Origin of the sequence: Pseudomonas sp. SWI7 (assembly GCF_006351945.1) — a bacterium.
Taxonomy (GTDB): Bacteria; Pseudomonadota; Gammaproteobacteria; order Pseudomonadales; family Pseudomonadaceae; genus Aquipseudomonas; species Aquipseudomonas fulva.
In genome coordinates, this window is record NZ_CP040930.1 from 3,738,490 (window position 1) to 3,756,750 (window position 18,261).

18 protein-coding genes are annotated in these 18,261 nt (G+C 58.7%); 1 reads left to right on the forward strand and 17 read right to left on the reverse strand.

All coding sequences use genetic code 11. The features are described 5' to 3' along the window. Positions 1 to 243: 243 nt before the first annotated feature. A complete protein-coding gene (locus tag FH041_RS17010; RefSeq protein ID WP_027913249.1) occupies positions 244 to 885 on the forward strand; it encodes a hypothetical protein in 642 nt (213 codons plus the stop codon). 53 nt (positions 886 to 938) lie between these two features. Here FH041_RS17010 and FH041_RS17015 read toward each other — a convergent pair whose 3' ends face one another. The 17 genes from FH041_RS17015 to FH041_RS17095 all read right to left on the reverse strand — a co-directional run bounded on the left by FH041_RS17015 (position 939) and on the right by FH041_RS17095 (position 18,256). Next, entirely contained in the window at positions 939 to 2,471 is a 1,533-nt protein-coding gene (locus tag FH041_RS17015; protein WP_027913250.1) for a SulP family inorganic anion transporter, read from the reverse strand. 190 nt (positions 2,472 to 2,661) lie between these two features. After that, the gene (locus FH041_RS17020; protein WP_023532649.1) at positions 2,662 to 3,381 is read right to left on the reverse strand and encodes a carbonic anhydrase; all 720 of its coding nucleotides are present in this window, start codon (positions 3,379 to 3,381) and stop codon (positions 2,662 to 2,664) included. A 286-nt stretch (positions 3,382 to 3,667) separates the two neighbouring features. After that, positions 3,668 to 4,207: a conjugative transfer signal peptidase TraF gene (gene traF / locus FH041_RS17025; protein ID WP_027913251.1), complete on the reverse strand. Its 540-nt coding sequence runs from the start codon at positions 4,205 to 4,207 to the stop codon at positions 3,668 to 3,670. Further along, the gene (locus tag FH041_RS17030; RefSeq protein ID WP_027913252.1) at positions 4,204 to 6,042 is read right to left on the reverse strand and encodes a type IV secretory system conjugative DNA transfer family protein; all 1,839 of its coding nucleotides are present in this window, start codon (positions 6,040 to 6,042) and stop codon (positions 4,204 to 4,206) included. The genes traF and FH041_RS17030 overlap by 4 nt, the downstream gene beginning before the upstream one ends. Before the next feature lie 46 nt (positions 6,043 to 6,088). Next, positions 6,089 to 6,628, reverse strand: a complete 540-nt coding sequence (locus FH041_RS17035) for an IncP plasmid survival protein KfrC family protein (protein WP_023532599.1) — start codon at positions 6,626 to 6,628, stop codon at positions 6,089 to 6,091. A gap of 10 nt (positions 6,629 to 6,638) precedes the next feature. After that, entirely contained in the window at positions 6,639 to 7,400 is a 762-nt protein-coding gene (locus FH041_RS17040) for a TraX family protein (protein WP_050587283.1), read from the reverse strand. Further along, positions 7,397 to 9,097, reverse strand: coding sequence for a DUF2235 domain-containing protein (locus FH041_RS17045; protein ID WP_050587284.1), 1,701 nt, complete (start codon positions 9,095 to 9,097; stop codon positions 7,397 to 7,399). The genes FH041_RS17040 and FH041_RS17045 overlap by 4 nt, the downstream gene beginning before the upstream one ends. A 69-nt stretch (positions 9,098 to 9,166) precedes the next feature. After that, a complete protein-coding gene (locus tag FH041_RS17050; protein WP_231977362.1) occupies positions 9,167 to 9,754 on the reverse strand; it encodes a hypothetical protein in 588 nt (195 codons plus the stop codon). Between the two features lie 245 nt (positions 9,755 to 9,999). After that, complete coding sequence (locus FH041_RS17055) at positions 10,000 to 10,470, reverse strand: hypothetical protein (RefSeq protein WP_027913255.1); 471 nt, start codon at positions 10,468 to 10,470, stop codon at positions 10,000 to 10,002. Between the two features lie 107 nt (positions 10,471 to 10,577). Next, the gene (locus FH041_RS17060; protein ID WP_059183493.1) at positions 10,578 to 12,272 is read right to left on the reverse strand and encodes a DUF2235 domain-containing protein; all 1,695 of its coding nucleotides are present in this window, start codon (positions 12,270 to 12,272) and stop codon (positions 10,578 to 10,580) included. 60 nt (positions 12,273 to 12,332) lie between these two features. Next, positions 12,333 to 12,791 carry a hypothetical protein gene (locus FH041_RS17065; protein ID WP_027913256.1) on the reverse strand — a complete coding sequence of 153 codons (459 nt, stop codon included), beginning with the start codon at positions 12,789 to 12,791 and terminating at the stop codon, positions 12,333 to 12,335. A 348-nt stretch (positions 12,792 to 13,139) separates the two neighbouring features. Next, positions 13,140 to 13,745, reverse strand: a complete 606-nt coding sequence (locus FH041_RS17070) for a hypothetical protein (RefSeq protein WP_027913257.1) — start codon at positions 13,743 to 13,745, stop codon at positions 13,140 to 13,142. Positions 13,746 to 13,755: 10 nt separating this feature from the next. Then, positions 13,756 to 13,962, reverse strand: a complete 207-nt coding sequence (locus FH041_RS23305) for a TrbM/KikA/MpfK family conjugal transfer protein (protein WP_144435207.1) — start codon at positions 13,960 to 13,962, stop codon at positions 13,756 to 13,758. A 118-nt stretch (positions 13,963 to 14,080) separates the two neighbouring features. Continuing rightward, a complete protein-coding gene (gene trbL / locus FH041_RS17080) occupies positions 14,081 to 15,784 on the reverse strand; it encodes a P-type conjugative transfer protein TrbL (RefSeq protein ID WP_050587286.1) in 1,704 nt (567 codons plus the stop codon). A gap of 15 nt (positions 15,785 to 15,799) precedes the next feature. Then, the gene (trbK, locus tag FH041_RS17085) at positions 15,800 to 16,045 is read right to left on the reverse strand and encodes an entry exclusion lipoprotein TrbK (protein WP_027913259.1); all 246 of its coding nucleotides are present in this window, start codon (positions 16,043 to 16,045) and stop codon (positions 15,800 to 15,802) included. A gap of 10 nt (positions 16,046 to 16,055) precedes the next feature. Beyond that, positions 16,056 to 16,835: a P-type conjugative transfer protein TrbJ gene (gene trbJ / locus FH041_RS17090; RefSeq protein ID WP_033694858.1), complete on the reverse strand. Its 780-nt coding sequence runs from the start codon at positions 16,833 to 16,835 to the stop codon at positions 16,056 to 16,058. A gap of 23 nt (positions 16,836 to 16,858) precedes the next feature. After that, a complete protein-coding gene (locus tag FH041_RS17095; RefSeq protein WP_027913260.1) occupies positions 16,859 to 18,256 on the reverse strand; it encodes a TrbI/VirB10 family protein in 1,398 nt (465 codons plus the stop codon). Positions 18,257 to 18,261: the final 5 nt, after the last annotated feature.

Below are 18,261 nucleotides of genomic sequence, written 5' to 3' on the forward strand. Positions count from 1 at the left end.
CTGGCCTTTTCAGGCTGCCCGGAAGGATCAGCACGGTGGGCGAGGCTCTTCATGAAATGAACTTCATCCGCCGCCTCAAGGCTCTAAACCGGTGTAATTGAAGGAAAACCGTCAGGCAGGGAACGCCATATATGCTGGATGCCACAGGGATTGGATCCGTTTATAACAAATGGATCTTAACTTAATTGAATATCCAGCTAAGTTAGTGTCTTCCGTTTGAAACGTTTTGTCCTTGGAGTTGTCATGAACATCGCTGCTGTACGCGAGCAGGTGAATCAAGCCCATCAACATGAAGGCCAGACCGGCCAGCTGAAAAAACGTCTCGCGCTGCAACTGCCGCACCTGCACCCGTCCATTCAATTGCCGGAGCAGGGTGCTCAGGACACGCTGGCGCGCTTTGTGGGTGCCTACATCGATCAAGTGCCGGAACTGCTCGAAGCGGCTCATGAGGTGGCGCGTGAAGCCGGCATCGAGTCGCAGATCACGCCGGTGCTGAAGATTGCCGAGGCTTACTTCCTGCAGCCGCCCAGCGTGATGCAAGGGCATGTCGGCCTGGACTGCCTGTTGGATGAGGCCTATCTGGCCCATCGCCTGGTGGAGGAGGTGAACGACCTGTACATCCGGCACTTCCAGCAGCCGCTCATCCCCGTCGATACCACCGTTGCCAACCTGATCGCTCACCAGCTGATCGGCGAGGCGTTCGCCAATCAGCTCGACGAAGTGGTGCACCATTCGGTCGATGAAATGCTCGACGACGAGAGCTTCGCCGCCGAATCCGTAGAGGCCTACCGCGAGAAGCTGAGCAGCCCTGAAACCGGCGCCGCCTGGAAACGTTGGCCTTGCTTGTCACGTCAGCTGGGCGTGGAGCTCGGCCAGCCAGCCTGAGCAGGGCCAGGCTGGCTGTTCTTGCGATGGCCGGCCTGGGCCACGGCCCGCTGTCAGGCGCCGACGCCGGACGTGGTACGTAACCGTCCCTCTACCCGCCGTTTCAAGCGCTTGTGCTCGACGCGAAGCTTGGAGCCATTGGCTGCATTGCTGCGGCTCCAGTCTTCGAGCAACTCCAGGCAGGCGTGGTCGATGTAACTGAGGTTGCCCAGCGGCACATGCAAGGTGGTGCCGGCCGGTACGCCGTCGAGCACCTTGGTCAGCGCCGGCACCTTGAGGAAGGTGGCCGCGCCGCTCAGGCGAAGTTCCATGTGCCCGGCCTTGGGCAGGTCCACCAGGTTGATCTTCAGGCGTGCTGCCTTTAAGGCGAGCTTGAGCAACGTCAGGGCAAAGCCCAGCAAGACGCCCGTGAGCAGGTCGGTGAAGATGATCGCCAAGGCGGTGGCCGCATAGGTGAACATCGGCATCCGGCCATAGCGTCCAAGGCCCCGGAAGGCTTTGAGATCGACCAGTTTTATCCCGGTAAACACCAGCACCCCGGCCAGGCTTGCAATCGGGATCTGCTGCAAGATGCTGCTGAGCACCACCACGAACGCCAACAGCCACACGCCATGCAGAATCGCCGAAGCCCGGGTTTGTGCGCCGGCCTGAACGTTGGCCGAGCTACGCACGATCACGCCGGTCATGGGCAGCGCGCCCAGTACGCCACACAGCATGTTGCCGATGCCTTGGGCCGAGAGTTCCCGGTCGAAATTCGAGCGCTGGCCACTGTGCATGCGGTCCACCGCTGCGGCGGACAACAAGGTTTCGGCGCTGGCGATGAATGCCAGTGCGAAGGCAGCCACCAGCAGGCTAGGGTCGGTCAGTTTCATCAGGTCATCGAGCCGAATCCAGTCGATGGCCTCGGACAAGTCCGCCGGTACCTCCACGCGATTCACCGGCAGCGCCAGCCACAGGCTGATGGCAGTCATGGCCGTCACACCCAGCAATGCCCCCGGAATGAAGCGCAAACGCTGTGGCCGCAACCGTTCCCAGCCCCACATGATGACCATGGTACCCAACCCCAATGCACCGGCCTGCCAACCCATGCCTGCGCTTTGCAGGGGCAATGCCCCAGCGACGGTTGCCGGGAACGCCAGCAGGTTCTGCATGCCCGACGGCTGAGGCGCCGTGTCGAACATCACATGGACCTGCGACAGCACGATCAGTACCCCGATACCCGCCAGCATGCCGTACACCACCGCAGGCGCCGTCACTCGAAACCAGCAGCCCAGGCGCAGGCGCCCGGCCAGCAACTGCAGTATCCCTGCCAGGAGCAGAATCGGCCCGAGCATGGCCATGCCGTGCTGGCGCACCAACTCAAAGACCAACACCGCCAGCCCAGCTGCCGGTCCGCTGACCTGCAACGGGGAACCGGCAAGAAAACCGACGACAATGCCGCCGATGATACCGGTGATCAGTCCCTTGGCCGGCGGCATACCGGAGGCAATCGCAATGCCCATGCACAAGGGCAGGGCCACCAGAAAGACCACTACCGAGGCCAGCAACTCACGCGGCAGGGCCGCTTTCAGCTGTGTAATGTTCACCGTATTACTCCTTTCTCTATCGCACGGCCATTCCTCTGGCCGCGGGCACGTTTAGCCCCGACAGGCGCGCGGCAGCAAGCCGCCAGCGCAGAAGCCGGCACACCAGTCAGGGAATTCAGGGCAGCAGACGGCCACGCCACACCCCAGCGGGGTGTAGCCGGCCATCAAGGTTCAGCGGTGGTCGGGTCGCTTAGTAGCGGCCTCTCGGCGTAGCGCAGGGCACTGGCTGGTCTGCCGACAGCGGCAGGAAGCTGTCGCTCAAGGCGTCGTAGGCTTCGATCTTGCTCGTCTCGATGTCGTACACCCAACCATGGATATACAGCTCGCCAGCGGCAAGGCGCGAAGCAACGGAGGGGTGCGTACGCAGGTGATGCAGCTGGGCGATGACGTTTTCCTTGGTCAGCACCTGCATGTTCTCGTGCTCGGTTTCGCACGTGCAGTTGTTCTCGACCACGGTGCGGGCTACTTCGGCATGACGCAGCCATGCGCTGACGGTCGGCATCTTGGCCAGCGACTGCGGGTTGAGCACGGCGCGCATGGCGCCGCAGTCGGAGTGACCGCACACGATGATGTGATGCACCTTCAACGCCATGACGGCGTATTCGATGGCGCTGGAAACGCCGCCGTTCATCTGGCCATAAGGCGGGACCACGTTGCCGACGTTGCGAGTAACGAACAGATCGCCCGGCGAGCTTTGCGTGATCAGCTCCGGCACGATGCGCGAGTCGGCGCAGGTAATGAACATGGCGCGCGGCGTTTGCGCCGTGGCGAGCTTCTTGAACAGCTCTTGCTGCTCAGGAAAAACGTCATGATGAAAGCGCAGGAAGCCGTCGACAATGTGCTTCAGGGCGGCATCGGCGCTCTCCGCAGGGACCTGCGGCACGACCTTGGATGGGTCCTTTACGGGCATGATTCATCCTCTTGACGGTGAGTAGGCAAATCCATTTTACCGGTGAAAGATTCTGGCAATGCTGGGATTTAGATGACAGGCATTGAGCATAAATCACAGTCGGTGTGGACTGATTTCCTACGCTAGCCGGGAAAACTTAACTGAAACTTAATTCGGAGGCTCTAGAACGGGCGTTCCAGATGATCAGGAGGGAGTTTCAATAGTAGCAAAAAAGCATCAATTGCCAAGTACCATGACTGCAATTATTTGCTCGGATTAGTGAGGCTGGGGATTAAGGCCCCAGCGCTCAACGTGGCTCGCGCTGCCATACCAGCCAAGGCCTGACCACTTCGTTCACTTGCTTGCGTGGCAAGACACCGAAATAGCGACCGTCGAACGACAGGCTGCTGTAGTCGGAGAGCAGAAGCACCTCGCTGCCCGCCAGGCGCAGGTGAGCCTGAGGCGGGCGTGGCAGGCTCCGCCCACTGGGGTCCTTGGCCAGCGGCTGGCTGCGCACCTGCAACTGACCATTGACCCGCACGCCCGTCTCGGCGAAGTCCACCTCGTCATCCGCCACGGCCACAAGGCGCTTGAGCATGTGCATGTAGCCGCCAGGGCATGTCCCGCTGCCCACATAGCCACGGCTATGGGCCAAATCGAACAAGGGCTGCTCTGGCGGGCAGAACATCACCAAGTCGCCCTTGGCCGGCGTCTTGTCGACTACCCAATAGATACCGGGCGGGAAACTGCTGGTCACATTGATCCTGGCGCCGCAGTGCAGCGCCAGGGGCAGCAACAGGAAACACAGGATGGCCAAGGCGGCGGCCACGCTCAGCGGACGTTTCATGCCGGGGTCACAGTGTCCCGTAGATCGATGGTGCGATCGCTCTCGCGCGGCGCAGGCACCTTGGCGCGGGCCAGGAAGATCGGGTCCTGGAAGTACAACGGCTGCTTGCCGTAGAAGGCTGGGTAACCTGCGCAGTACACCACCATGTCCCCGGCTTCCTGAATGTTGCCTTGGCTGTCCTTGCGCGGGCCGGGCATGCGCAGGGCTTCGTCGGTGGTGAGCAAGGGGCGCTGGACCTCCTGGATGGTGCGCGAAACCTGCCCGAGCAACGCACTGGAGCGGCGCCCGCTGGTGGTGATCTGCTCTTTCACGATGGTGGTCTGGCCTGTCAGCTTGGACAGGTGCTCGGCCGTTTCCACGCGGTTAGGCGGGTAGGCGTTCTGGATATGGCAGTTGGAGGTGATGCTCTCGTTCTGCCCGTAGAACTCCTGCAACTGCGACAAGTCCTGGATGATCAGGTAGCACTTGATGCCGTAACCGGCCACGAACGCCAACGACTCCTGCATGATGTCCAGCTTGCCCAGGCTTGGGAACTCATCGAGCATCATCAACAGGCGGTGCTTGTAATGGGCCTTGGGCCGGCCGTCCTCGAAGTCCATCTTGTCGGCCAGCAGCCGCACGATCATGTTCACCAGGATTCGCACCAGCGGGCGCAGGCGCGCCTTGTCGTTGGGCTGGGTGATGATGAACAGGCTGACCGGGTCGTCGTGGTTCATCAGGTCGCGGATCTTGAACTCCGAGCGCGCCACGTTGCGGGCCACGATCGGGTCGCGGAACAGCGACAGGTAGGACTTGGCGGTAGACAGCACCGAGCCGGCTTCCTCGGCCGGCCGATCGAGCATGTCGCGCGCGGCAGAGCCCACCAGCGGGTGGTTTTCGCCGTCCAGGTGACCGTAATGGGTCATCTCTTCCCACAACTCCGCAATGGGCCGGGAGGGATCGGCCAGCATGGCATCGAGCATCGGCAGGCTGGCCACGCCCCCTTCATCCTGGGCGCGGTAGCACAGGTGCAGGATGCAGCCGACCAGCATGGCCTGGGAGGTCTTCTGCCAGTGGTCGTTCAGGCCCTTGCCGTCAGGGTCGACGATCAGCGTGGCCAGGTTCTGCACATCACCCACCTCGAACTCGGTGCCCAGGCGGATCTCTTCCAGCGGGTTCCAACCCACACAGCCATTGGCGGTTGCCGGTTCGAACCGTAGCACGCGGTTGCCCGCATGCTGTTGACGCCACCCTGCGGTCAACGCCCACAGCTCACCCTTCAAGTCAGTGATCACGGCGCTGTGCTTCCACGACAGCAAGGTAGGAATCACCAGCCCCACGCCCTTACCACTGCGCGTGGGGGCAAAGGTGAGGATGTGTTCCGGCCCGTTGTGACGCAGGTAATGCAGCTTGTTGCGCTTGTCGAGCCAGGCGCCGACGTACACGCCTTCATCGGCCAGCAAACCCGCGCTCTGGATGTCCTTGTGCCCCCCCCAGCGCGCCGAACCGTGCAGGAAGGCGTTGGCCTGGGCACTGTTGTTGGTGATCATGCGCACCACCACCACGGCAATCAGGCCAACCCCTGTGACCAGTACCCCGACGGAGCCTGCGGTCATCAGCGCGTCCTGCTGTTCGGTCGACCAGCGAGCGGCCCACACCAGGATCATCCAAGGGGCATAGACCCCGTTGAGGTTAGGCCCAAGGGCGGCGTGATAGTTGAACAGATAGGCGAAATATTGCGTGGCAGTGGCCAACCCGGCGAGCAAAAACGCCAGCGCCAGCAAAGCTTGCCAACGGCTGGCGCCGCCGCGCCTCTCGCCGCGAATTTGCGGCCCAACGGCGTTGTTGTGCTTCATGGATGGGCTCCGGAAAGGATGAAGTGAGTGGGAAAAAGGGTTGGCGTCATGGTGATGGCGTCCGACCACGGCTCAGCTCTTGGGTGAGGCTGCGGCGCTGTGTTTCGGTCAAGCTGCGCTCGGCCTGGCGTTGCAGGCTCCATTGCTCGACCAGTTCAGGTTGCTCGGCTCGCAACTGGCGCGCCGCCATCTCCTCGATACGCGGAGAGTACAGACCCATGCCATGGTGCAGGTCCTGTACCCGTTCCAGGCGCGCCTGCAACTGTTGCAAACGTGCCTGGCAGCGCTGGTTCGCCTGTTCCCAGGCAGCACGTGTGGAGGGCAGGGCGATCATGCCTGGGCGTGAGGCCATGTTCTGCTGCAATTGCGCCTGCTGACGATCGAGCATGTTCTCCAGCCGCTGTTCCAGCGCACCCGCCTGATCGGCTTTCTGCTCCACCAGTTCGCCGAGGGCCTGATCGTAGCGGGCCTGTACCGAACTGCCCTGCAGCAGCGCAGCCTGCTCGGCGGCCAATGCCTGGGCCTGCGCCTCGATACCTTGGCCAGCATCATCCGCCGGCGGGTTGATGGGGGTGGGCATTTTCATCAAGCACTCCTCAAATCAGGAACAGGTAACCGACCTTGGCCATGGGGATACGGATCAGCCAAAGCGCCGCAAGGTGCAGGGGGTAATAGGCATAGAACAGCCAGCGCCACCGCGGTACGTTCAGTGACAGGCCGCGCGCCAGCAGCACGATGGGCAGGGCAGCCATGGCCCAGGCATTGCCATTGATATAGGTAAGCGATGCCAACGAGAGCACTGCGCCCAGTGCGGCTATCGGATTGGGACGACGGACGAACCAAGTCGTACACAGCCCCAGCAGTACCGCCGGCCACCAGAACTCCACCAGTGCGCCGCCGAGCACGAACACCATCAGTGCCACGAACCACGCCCAGCGTTGGCCTGCCAAGGCGCGCTCGCAGGCGGCCAGGGTAAGCGTGATGACCAGCAGGGTGAAGAGGATGTTCAACGGGTAGTAGCCATACCACAGCCCGCCCAAGGCGATGAACGGCGGCGTGGCGAGCAGGCCGACGCCCAGTAGGCGCCAGGCGGTACGCCGGTGGCCGCCATTGTGCCAAGTCGTCGGGCGCGCCAGGTTGTAGCTCAGCACCATCACGAACAGCGGCATCGCGACACGGCCAGCTTCGAACAGATAGGGGAGCGTCTCGTTGAACAGGTACTTGTTCACGTGATCGCCGGTCATCAACAACAATGCCAGCCACTTCAACGCTTCAAGCGCACCGGTCTGAAATCGAACGCCCGGCGCTGCCACCTGATCGGCAGGTGCAGGGGCGCAATGCGCGCTGGTGTGCGTCATCTGCGCATCGCCTGGCCCAGTCCTGTTTCGAGGGAGAGTTTGGGTGTCATGTCGCGCGCGACCTCGCCGAGCCCCTTCTCGTTGACGATGGCCGTGCTTTTACCAATCTGGAAATTACGGTTGGGGTCCACATCACGACGGTCGTGAATCACGAATTGATCGGAGCGCCCCACCTTCTGCAAGATGTGGTGATCATCCATGTCCACGACCATGCCACTGGTGGCAGAGCGGCCCTCTTGCCCAGCGTCGCGAATACTGGCCCCAGGGTTTAGCGACTTAGCCTTTTCCTCCATTGCTTTGTGGGATTCACCACGTTGGCGGGCCTGAGTATCTTCCTCGCCCGGGCGGTTTTTCTGACCGGGTATGGGAACAGGTTGCAGGTTCAGGCTAGAGATGTAGGCCTGGTCGGGCCTGGACTGCGTCATCGCAGCCTTCATGGCTTGGCTCTGCGCCGTAGACTGCGCATTCAACTGCTTGAGCTGCTTTTCGAAGAGGTCGTCGCCCATCTTGTCGACAGTTTGACTGACTTCGGGACGCTTACCCACGAATTCCGCAGCCCGGTTCTTGAGTTGATCGCCGGCTTTCTCAAACCATGTCCCGACCGTCTCCACGCCACGCTGGATCCGCGTTTTGCTCAGCGAGTCGTCATTTTCAAAAATCACGCCTCGACCATTCGTCTCGTGATCGAACGGCCGAGTCTGGCGATTAGAGCTCAGCACCGTGCCTCGCTCACCGATGAACGGCGTATTGTCCAAGACAATATACGAGCCGTCTTCACCCCGTCCGAATGCCAGATTCCCATCCTTGAGTCGAGAATCGATCAGGGCCTCCTGAACCTTGGCAGGATCTTGAATAATGTCGTTATAGCGTCCGACGCGCTGGAGGTCCTCTTGCAACATTGGCTTGAGATCAAAGCCGGCGTCCTCAAGGCTGTTGTACATATGGGCAAGTGGCCCAGCCGCTAGGTCGTCATCCCTGTACCCGCCACCCACCTGCGAATGCGCACCAGGGAATTTCACCTCTTCGATCTTGGAGTTGTCATCATTGCGCAGTGCACTGGTCAACCGGAACGTACCGCGGTATTCGTTACTGGCCACCAGATGAGTGGTGGAGTCGACGTTCTTGCTGATTTCCAGGTTCTTGCCCAAGTGCTCGTCGGACAAGGCGTTCCCATAGGAAGCAACGGTATCGAAGATCGCCAACTTGTGAACGTGAGCTTGTCCGGGAGGAATCAGATATTCGCCCGTGCTTTTGCCTTGGTCATCGAGCTTGGGCACACCACGATCAATGAACTCATTGGCCAAGGCACGCGACTGGGCAGCACCACGGCTGAAACCGACGATGTTTACATCGACTTTCTGATCCGGGTATTTGTTGTGGAACGCCACGATGGCGTTGTACGCCTGCTCAACCCGCTCCTGCCCGCCCAGGCCCGTCCCACCTTCCAGTGCCGAGCGAACGGACGTCTGTGCCTGACTGCCGACGCCGTCGAAGTACACCTTCTCGGACTGTCCCGTACGCAAGGTACTGTCGTACTGAGCGGGCTCGTGACCGGAGTTTCTGGCCAAGTTGGTACCTTGGGCATTATCCAGGTCGTACAGGCGAGCCACGTTCGTGTGCATGCCTTTAGGTTGGTCCAGGTCTTTGTTATTCCCGGTGCCATCAAAAAAGACCGAAAATCGCAGAGCGTCGCTCATGTCACGTCCCTATGCAGTTGTAAGGCTTGAGTGTTCGCGAGCCGGCGTGCATACCACGCCGGTACGCGGTCAGGCGTCTCGTTTGTTCAGCGTGATGATGAGATCACGAACTGCATCACCTGCCGCCCCGATGTAACCTTTGTAGAACTCCCTGCCCTGATGCAGTAATGGCGAACCGTCCATCGATTCTGCGGCGGCTTCGACGGTCGCAGAACCGTACTCTTCGCTCATCGCCTCGACACTGCGCGCTCGTGCGGCAGGATCGTCGTAGGGTTTCTGATACCAGCTCGACACTTGGTATTCGACGCCTTCACGTTCGAACTTTTCATTCATGTGCGCCGCCAGTGCGATCAACGACTCACGTATCAGCGTCGGGTCGATATCGTGCGCTTTCATGTACGCCTCAACGCGGACCTGAGCGGCTGCGATCAGGTCACCATGGGTGTAACCCTCCATGGGCGGGAAGACACCGTCGGGGAGCTTCATGCCAGGGGTGTAGGGGTGGTAGGTGTAGTCTTTATCAGCCATGGTTGGCTCCTTTGCTTGAACAGGGGAATTGATCAGCAGCGCTACCAGACTGGTAGTCAGTGCAAAGCCCAGTAGGCCGCCGCGCATTAGTCCACAGCGTCCTTGAGGCCAACGTTTTTTTTGGTTCATCACTCTCCTCCATAATGAGGAATGAAATTCAATGGTATTTTCCATGGTTGAAGTTTGGTCGTTGAGTGGCCTGCGTCCTTCTGAAGTGTTTTTCTGTTGATGCGTTGGCCTCACAAGACAGGCGAAGCCGAGAAGTTATGAGGCTCAGCAGACCAATGTTGCACCAGAACAGGGTGCCTACCTCGACTAAGTCGTGAGAGAACGTTCGACGAGCTTGGTGTCCTCATTCACTCGGCCTGGTGACCCTACACATCCGGTGTGGCGTCTGGCCGTTCCAAGCCAGCGATCAGGTCGTGCACGCCGTCCCCCGCGTTGCTGATGTACTCACGGATAAAATCCCAGTCTTTGTCCAATAACGCAGAGCCTCGCAGAGATTCGGTGGTGGCTCGCACCGCGAGAGCGCCAAAGGTTTCGGCCATGTCAGCAACGCTTCTGCCACGATCCGCCGGGTCCGCATATGGTTTTTGGTACCACGTCGAGATCTGGTACTCGACGTTTTGGGCCTCGAATGCTGGCTTGAGGTAGTTTGCCATTGCCAATAGCGACTCCCGAATCAGCGTGGGGTCCATACCATCCTTGGTCAGTACCGCTTCGGCACGGACTGCCGCCGCGCTTATCAAGTCCTCATGGGTATATCCCTGCATAGGGGGGAAGACCCCATCGGGCAGCTTCATGCCGCGTGTATCGCACGAATAGGCATCGTTTTTTTCAGTCATTTTGGACTCTCAGGTTTGTGGGGTAGCGCCTGCGATCAGGCCGGCAACTGACTGCCGAGCGACGCGTACAACACGTGAACTGGCAAGGTCTGCAGGTCGAGATGGATTTATCTACGCATCGCCTGACCTAGCCCCACATCAAGTTCGATCTTGGGTGGGGTACTACGCCCCAGCTCACCAATACCTTTCTCGTTGACGATGGCTGTACTTTTGCCTACCTGGAAGTTTCGGTTAGGGTCGACGTCACGCCGGTCATGGATCACGAATTGATCAGTCTGACCGACCTTTTGAAGGATATGGTGTTCGTCCATGCCAACGACCATACCGCTGGTAGCCTTGCGCCCGGATTGGGAAGCCTCATTAATAGTTGCTGATGGGCTCATGGCACGAGCCTTATCTTCCATCGCTTTGAACGACTCGTTACGTGGCTGCGAGAGAGGATCCAGTTCCTGGGCGTGCGAAGCAGTTTTGGGAATTGGGACAGGTTGTAATTTTATGCCTTCGATGTAAGTCGCGTTGGGGCGCGATGCCTTCAGGTCGCCCGTCAAATCAGAAACTTGCTTCTGCGCAGCCGCTGCTCTTTCCGCCTGCAGCTGATCAATGACGTCAAGCCCGTCTTGCTTGGCCTGCTTGCGCGTATCAAGCCCGACAAAACGCGATGTGGCTTCCAGCGCATTCTGGCCCAACGCCTTAAGACTGCCACCAAGCCCTTCCAGGCCACGGGTGACGCTGCTGCGGCTCAGGCTGTCGTCGTTCTCGAAAATCACGCCCCTGCCATCGGGTTCGTGATCGAAAGGCCGGCTTTGGCGATCAAAGACATTGAGCGTCCCTCTTTCCAGAGGAAAGGGCTGATTGTCGAGGGTTTTGTAGGCGCCGTTCTCGTCTTGGGAAAATGCCTTTTCACCTTTTATCAGGCGTGAATCAATGAGCGCTGCTTGGACCTTCTGCGGATCCTTTATCAATTCATTGTACTGCTCGACGCGTTGCACATCTTCCTGGTGCATCGGTTTGAGTTCGATGCCTGCCGACTGCAAGCGATCGTACATCACGGCAAGAGGACCCGCGGCCAGCACGTCATTCTGATAGCCACCACCGACCTGCGAGTGGGCGCCTGCGAACTTCAGCTCCTCGATTTTGCCGTTATTGTCATTGCGCAGCGCACTGGTCAACCTGAACGTATCTCGGTATTCGTTCATGGCCACCAAGTGGGTAGTCGAATCGACGTTCTTGCCGATTTCGAGATTCTTGCCCAGGTGCGTGTCTGTAATGGACAGGCCATCGGTGGCCACAGTGTCGAAGATCCCCAGCTTGTTGACGTGCGCTTGCCCAGGGGGAATCAGAAAATCCCCAGTAGGCTTGCCTTGCCCGTCGAGCTTAGGCACGCCGCTTTCAATGAATTTGTTAGCGAGCGCCCTGGACTGCGATGCACCCCTGCTGAAGCCAACGATATTTACGTCAACCTGCTCACCGGGATACTTGTTATGAAAGGCCACGATAGCGTCGTAGGCCTGGTCAACGCGCTCCTGTGCGCCGCGCCCGGTAGCGCCTTCGATGAGCGAGCGCCCTGATGTCTGGCCTTGGCTGCCCACGCCATCGAAATAGATTTTCTCAGACTGGCCCGAACGCTCCTGCGTGTCGTACTGCTGCGGAACATGCCCTGAGTTGCGTGCCAAGTTGGTGCCCTTGGCCGTATCAAGTTCAAAAAGGCGCGCGACGTTAGTCTGCGTACCTTCCGGCGTATTTAGGTCTTTGTTATTCCCGGTGCCATCGAAGTACACCGTAAAGCGCTTGGCATCACTCATTTCATGTCCCTATGGTGCTCGTAGCGCGGTACGGGCTCTCGGTACCGCTCTGGATAACGATCAGGCGCCTGGCTTTTCCAGGCCAGCGATCAAATCGTGAACGCCATCCCCGGCACTGCTGATGTATTCACCAAGCAGCTCCCTGTCTTGGTCCAGCAACGGCGACCCCTTGAGAGATTCAGTTGCGGCCCGGACGGCCAGTGCGCCGAAGGTCTCCGCCATGTCAGCGACGCTTTTGTCGCGATCGGCAGGGTTTGCATAAGGTTTCTGATACCAGGTCGATATCTGGTACTCGACATTCTGGGCTTCAAGCGCCTGGTTGAAGTGCTTGGCTAGCGCTATCAACGATTCGCGTACCAGTGTTGGATCCACGCCACCACGCTTGAGCACGGCCTCGGCACGCTTGGCTGCAGCGCCTACCAAATCTTCGTGTGTATAACCCTGCATAGGTGGGAACACACCCTCTGGTAGCTTCATGCCAGGTGTGTAGGGTTGGTATTGGCCTTGATTGTCTTGCATGGAAATCTCCTTGGCTTGGAGTGCAGAGGAAGTAGCCGGCAGGAGCACGAACGCTCCCAGGACCAGCGTGGCGAGCCAGCTCAGACGCAGGCGAGACCAGCAGCCTTGAATGGCGCTATTTGCAGCGGCGGGAACCCATGTACTCAGAATGTCGGTTCTACTCATTTATCCTCCGTGACCTCCGTCTCCGGATGGCTCTTGACAGGTTGTATTCGCATGGGTCATCCGGCTAAGTTGATCGAAGAATACTGATAAATCCCGAAATTGGGGCCACTACACGCGTATCCAACAACGTGAACAACTCACGGTTTGCGCTGATTGAAATGTCACCGCACAGTACATTCACTATCATTTGCCGCCCAGCACCAGACCTCGCGGCACATACGCGGTCGTTGCCTTAGGCTGGGCCACGGCTGGCTGCGTTTCAACGACCGGCGTCGCTTCAAAAGAGGTGCTCGCCGCAACGACAGGCGCTTGGCCCGGGGCAGTAGACAAGACGGCGCCTTGTGCTACTTGCTGCGTGGCGAAGCGCTCATCCAGCCAATCGGCCCACCAGGCCGCCCGACGCATCACTTGCTGGCGATAACGGGCATTGATGGCGGGGGTGCGCGAGTGGTAGTTGGCGACCCGCGTCCACAAGTCGCCACGGTCGTTGCGCACATGGCCGCGCAAGCGCCAAGCCGCCAAGTCGTAGGCATAGCAGCCACCTTGCTCCACATCCTGGGCAGTGATGCCGTAACGGGCGAGCTCGCGTAGGTAGCTGGTGTTGAACTGCATGGGGCCTACGTCGTAGGTGCCATTGGTATTGCGCACCCATTGGCCCGGCTTGCCGCCTTCCTGAGCTGCCACCGCGAGCACGATGTTCACGGGCAGCTCGTACTTAACGGCGGCCATGACCGAGCACACGATCGGCTCTTCGAGTGGCGGGAGCGGAGGCGGGGCGTCGATGGGCATGCGCGTAGGCCTAGATCACTTTGCCAAATTTGTTGTTAATTTCTTTGGTCTTATCCGAGTCAGCTGCTGGGCAGCTATCCAGGAAAGACTGCCTGGCGTTAGCGGTATCGTTCCACTTGATACCACCATGCTTTTTTCTCTTAACGATATTGAAATAGTCGGCTACTGGACCCTCGCAGCCTTCAACGACACCGGCGCCTTTGAGCTTGCCGAACATGCACAGTACTGTGGCGCATGGGTCACCGGCTTGGGCTGGGCTCACAACAGCCAGTGCAAGCGTGGCGGCCAACAGTATTTGAGTTGAGCGTATTGAGTTCTTCACAACGACCTCCAGGTCAGGACAAATCTTGTTTGCGCTCGCTGAAGCTCTTCACTTCTGCGTCGGGGTTGAAGTCACGGCTTTTTGACTGCGTGTCCAAGTTGCCTGATGTACGCTGGCCGCTATTGCTCACTGCCTGAGCCAGCTTACCGCCCGAGCTTTTGTCTACGCGCGCCTGCGCCACACGGCCTGAACCTGAGATTAGATTCGCTGTGGTTTGCAAAGCGACACGTCCCGCATTACCCAACTTACTTGAGGAGGTCTGAGCTGAACCGCTGCCAGCGGTGCTGCCTGCAGCGTCTTTTGAGGCGGAAGAGGTGCTAGCCCCCTGAGCAACCGCAGCGCCAGCGGCGGTTGCAGAGTCGTTACTGCCCCCAGCTGTGCTTCCACCTCCAGCGTCAGCGACACTCTCTTGCGCCCCGCCAGCAGATGAACCAAACGACTCTGCACCTGCACTGGTCAAGGACTGTTCGCCTCCGCTAGAGGAGGCGCTTTGTACGCTTCCCGCACTCGATGATGAGGACAGGCCCATCACTGAGCTGAGAGGACTTGATTCCGAACTACTACTTTTGCCGCCAGGTGAACCCGCTTGGCCCCCATTGGTGCCGCCACCCAACATGCCGGAAAGACCGCTAGCCATGCGCGAGCCAATGTCGGAGCCAGATGCGACGCTTGATTGCGCTCCTTTGAATGCGGCATGCACAGCCTGCGCACCACCTATCAGGTTTGCCCCGCCGCTGGCGACTGCAGATGCACCCTTTCCAGCCATCGAAACAGCGGTAGTTGCCGCACCCACTACCGCGCCTGCGCTAAAGTTTCCGATGCCCGATGAAGCACTGCCTGCGCCACCTACCAGCGCTGCAATCATGGGCGGAATTTTGTGAACAAGTAAAAGTAGCAGCACAGAGACTACGAGCATCACAGCCAGCTCTTGCACTGCCATTTTGTCGCTAATGCGGTTAGCGAAGTCTTCAATGAAACGTTTGCCAATGGCGACAAGAAGGACCATCGAAAACAGCTGGGCCCCGACACCTAATACCGCTCGGTAATAGTTCAAGGCGATATCAGAAGTCCATCGCGAGCCGCCGAAGCCCAAGAAAAACACACCGGCATACAATAAGAACCAACTCGATGCCAGAAGTATTAGCAGGTTGATACCCACTACGGCCAGGACGACCAGAACAACGATTGCCATTAGTTCCATAGTGATCTGCCGGCCCATTTGGTACCAGCTCAGCTTATCAGTCGCTTTAACTGTCCGGTCATAGAGTTCGAACCCTATGTCGACAATGGTAGACGGCTGGAGATCAGTAGTACCAATATTACCGGTTGTCGATCCCAGTTCGCTCAATGATCTCACGATGCTCTCAGCCAATTGGAGGCCCTGCATGGCATTTCTCAGTAACCACCAAAACAACCCGAACACCACCAGAAACCGGATCAGCTCTGCGAAAAACTCGCCAATGTCGGCTTTTTTGAGCAGCATGAGCCCAAACGTCCACACCATGGAAATCACGGTCAGTGCCAAAAACAGCCGTTCAGCAGCAGCCTGAATGGCGGGCAACCATTCCTGGGTGGCATCACGGAAGCGATGGAGCACTTCGTTCATGATTCCCGAGCTGCCTAACCCGGGGCCCGCCGCTTGAGCCACCGCCGGGATTGACAGAATGGCGAGGATAGCCAAGGCGTTTACGAACAAATCCCGACGTTTGCCAAGCATAAAACTCATTCCTTACTAGAAATCGTCTTTCGGACTTTTCTTAAATTCCCAATCCGTCATTTTTTTGGAAGACAAGAAACTATCACAGTTGGCTTTGAACTCATTTTTACTGGCCTCTTTCGAAAGTTCTGCAAGGACTTTTTCGTACATAACGGGCGAGCAGTTTTCAGCCGTAGCCTGCGGTACGTCTTCGCCAAAGCAACCTGCCAGCAACCCGGCAGTGACCAGCACGAGGGCAGCTTTTACGCTAAACACTTCCATAACTTCTCCATTAAAAATCATCTTTAGGGCTCTTTTTATAAGTCCAATCGGTGAGCCTGCGATTCTGGGCTTCGCCACGTGCTCGCTCATCGAGCTCTGCAGCATGACGGTTGGCTTCGGCGGTTTGCTGCGCCAGCATCAAGGTACGCAGTTGAAGTAGCTGATTGGCCTGCTGGCTAGACAGTTGGTTGGCATATTGAATGGCCTTCACTTGTCCATCGGCAGTGGTGGCAGCCTGTTGGAGCCTCTCAAGCTGCCGAGCGTCCGCTTTCAGGTTTTCTTGCTGCTGTTTGATGCTCTTGAACATCCCATCGTTTGCGTTTTTCTGGGATGCAGTGGCCATGTCCTGTTGTTTCTGAATGGCCGCCTCGTCTTCAGCTGAGCATCCGCCGCTCCCATAGCAGGGGGAGTTCCTGTAGTAGCTTGTATCCTGGAACTTATCCAAATAGGAATCGAAACTACCCGCCTGATTGGTGTAGTAGTCCAGCATATCCTGGGCACGCATCAGTTTGTTGATCGTGTTGTTCGCTTCATCCCAGATATAAGCTGCAGGGGCGACAGTATTCTTGATCATGTTTTCGTACTGATCAAGCTGTGTCTTGTATTGGTTAACCTGCGTTGCATACTCTTCGATCTGCTTTGCAGTCTGGGCAATGCTTTCAATAGAAGTGACCTTATTAAGCGCCACATTCGCTCCATCGATCACTGGAATCCCAGCATGGGCTTGCAGGGCGAGCCCGATACCAGCCACTAAGCCCAGAGCCGATTTAAACGCGGTAGGTCTGTTCATAGTCCTCTCCTTGACTTAGTCCATCAGTAGTCAAACGATTGATAAGGCTTGGAAAACGTAAGGTCTTTGGTGACCATCACGTTGAAACGGAATCCAGGGCGAATCTCGAGGGTGGGGGCGATATTCAGGTTCTTGGCGATCATCTGGGCCGTCACCTGACCCAACTGCTGACCCAGTGCTTCGCTCATGGCGCTGCTGGCACTCTCGCGCTGATTGCCGCCACCAAAACTGCTGCTGTTGTTCTGGTCTTGGCTCAAGCTGATCCCGGCCACTACGCCGGACATCAGGAAGGCAGACCCGAAGAGTCGCACATAGTGGTTATTGACTTGATCGCTCAGACCGGAATAGCCCAGGCCGTCCGCTCCAGGCATCGCGCCGATATCCATCGCCTTGCCATCTGGAAAAATGATGCGCTGCCAGGCAACCAGTACTCGCGCCTGACCATAGGCCACCTCGCTGGAGTACGACCCCACCAGCCGCGCGCCCTGAGGCACCAACAAGTGCTTGCCGGTCGCAGTGTCATAGACGCCCTGAGTGACCTGCCCAATGATCTGCCCTGGCAAGTCGGAGTTGATCCCAGACACCAGCATCGCGGGAATAATGAAGCCGGCGCGCAACTCGTAAGGGCTTCTCGGTGCCTCCACTTTCGAATTCAGTGCCCAACGATCTTCGCTCCCACCTGCGGCGAACTGGTCGTAGCCCGCATTGCGAGCGGATGAAGGCGTTACTCTAAACGGCGAGTCATCGTCGCCGTCAGCGCCACCACCGACGCCGCCCATGCCTGCACGACGCAGTTCGGCCATGCGGGCCTTGAAGGCGCTGTTTGGATCACTTCGCGCCTGTTCATCCAACCGTTGGCGTGCAGCCGCAATGTTTGCGAGCGCGTCCTGAGGGCCCAGCGGACCATGAGTCGGTTGAGAGGATGCTGCGCTACGCGGTGCTTGCACCTGAACGGTGCTCCTGGCCCGCACTGCCTCCTGGAACTGCTGCGCCTTCATTACGCGAATGCGTTGCAACTCGTCCGCATTCACATCTGGCTGCGACGCACGCGGAGGCAATGGCGGCGCATCAAGGTTGTCCGGGCGCACCACCTGAAGCCGCTCAGGTTCGCGCGCGGGCGCGTTGTCGAGCACTGGCACTTTTGGCGGTTCTGCCTTGCTTGGGATGATCCCGTCCGAGTCCATACCGCTGATCTGACTGGCAAACAGGCTACTGTTGCCCGTTTTTTCACTCTTCTTGTCCTTCGGCTCGCTCTGCTCACCCGACCGATCCGCTGCCACCAGCATCATGATCAGCAGGAAGATAGCGGTCGCAGCACCGATGATGTACATCGGCCAGTTGTTCACGCGACGCACACCGCTGCTGCGGTTCAGCTTGCCAGGGGAGGCATCCGGGGACATGGCATCGTTAGCTTTACTCATCCCAT

Coding starts and splice junctions, on each gene's coding strand:
- traF (WP_027913251.1), bottom strand. CDS start 4,207: ATGAAACGTCCGCTGAGCGTGGCCGCCGCCTTGGCCATCCTGTGTTTC.
- FH041_RS17030 (WP_027913252.1), bottom strand. CDS start 6,042: ATGAAGCACAACAACGCCGTTGGGCCGCAAATTCGCGGCGAGAGGCGC.
- FH041_RS17050 (WP_231977362.1), bottom strand. CDS start 9,754: ATGAACCAAAAAAAACGTTGGCCTCAAGGACGCTGTGGACTAATGCGC.
- FH041_RS17045 (WP_050587284.1), bottom strand. CDS start 9,097: ATGAGCGACGCTCTGCGATTTTCGGTCTTTTTTGATGGCACCGGGAAT.
- FH041_RS17060 (WP_059183493.1), bottom strand. CDS start 12,272: ATGAGTGATGCCAAGCGCTTTACGGTGTACTTCGATGGCACCGGGAAT.
- FH041_RS17065 (WP_027913256.1), bottom strand. CDS start 12,791: ATGCAAGACAATCAAGGCCAATACCAACCCTACACACCTGGCATGAAG.
- trbJ (WP_033694858.1), bottom strand. CDS start 16,835: ATGAACAGACCTACCGCGTTTAAATCGGCTCTGGGCTTAGTGGCTGGT.
- FH041_RS17020 (WP_023532649.1), bottom strand. CDS start 3,381: ATGCCCGTAAAGGACCCATCCAAGGTCGTGCCGCAGGTCCCTGCGGAG.
- FH041_RS23305 (WP_144435207.1), bottom strand. CDS start 13,962: ATGTTCGGCAAGCTCAAAGGCGCCGGTGTCGTTGAAGGCTGCGAGGGT.
- FH041_RS17035 (WP_023532599.1), bottom strand. CDS start 6,628: ATGAAAATGCCCACCCCCATCAACCCGCCGGCGGATGATGCTGGCCAA.
- FH041_RS17010 (WP_027913249.1), top strand. CDS start 244: ATGAACATCGCTGCTGTACGCGAGCAGGTGAATCAAGCCCATCAACAT.
- FH041_RS17095 (WP_027913260.1), bottom strand. CDS start 18,256: ATGAGTAAAGCTAACGATGCCATGTCCCCGGATGCCTCCCCTGGCAAG.
- FH041_RS17055 (WP_027913255.1), bottom strand. CDS start 10,470: ATGACTGAAAAAAACGATGCCTATTCGTGCGATACACGCGGCATGAAG.
- FH041_RS17070 (WP_027913257.1), bottom strand. CDS start 13,745: ATGCCCATCGACGCCCCGCCTCCGCTCCCGCCACTCGAAGAGCCGATC.
- trbK (WP_027913259.1), bottom strand. CDS start 16,045: ATGGAAGTGTTTAGCGTAAAAGCTGCCCTCGTGCTGGTCACTGCCGGG.
- FH041_RS17040 (WP_050587283.1), bottom strand. CDS start 7,400: ATGACGCACACCAGCGCGCATTGCGCCCCTGCACCTGCCGATCAGGTG.
- trbL (WP_050587286.1), bottom strand. CDS start 15,784: ATGCTTGGCAAACGTCGGGATTTGTTCGTAAACGCCTTGGCTATCCTC.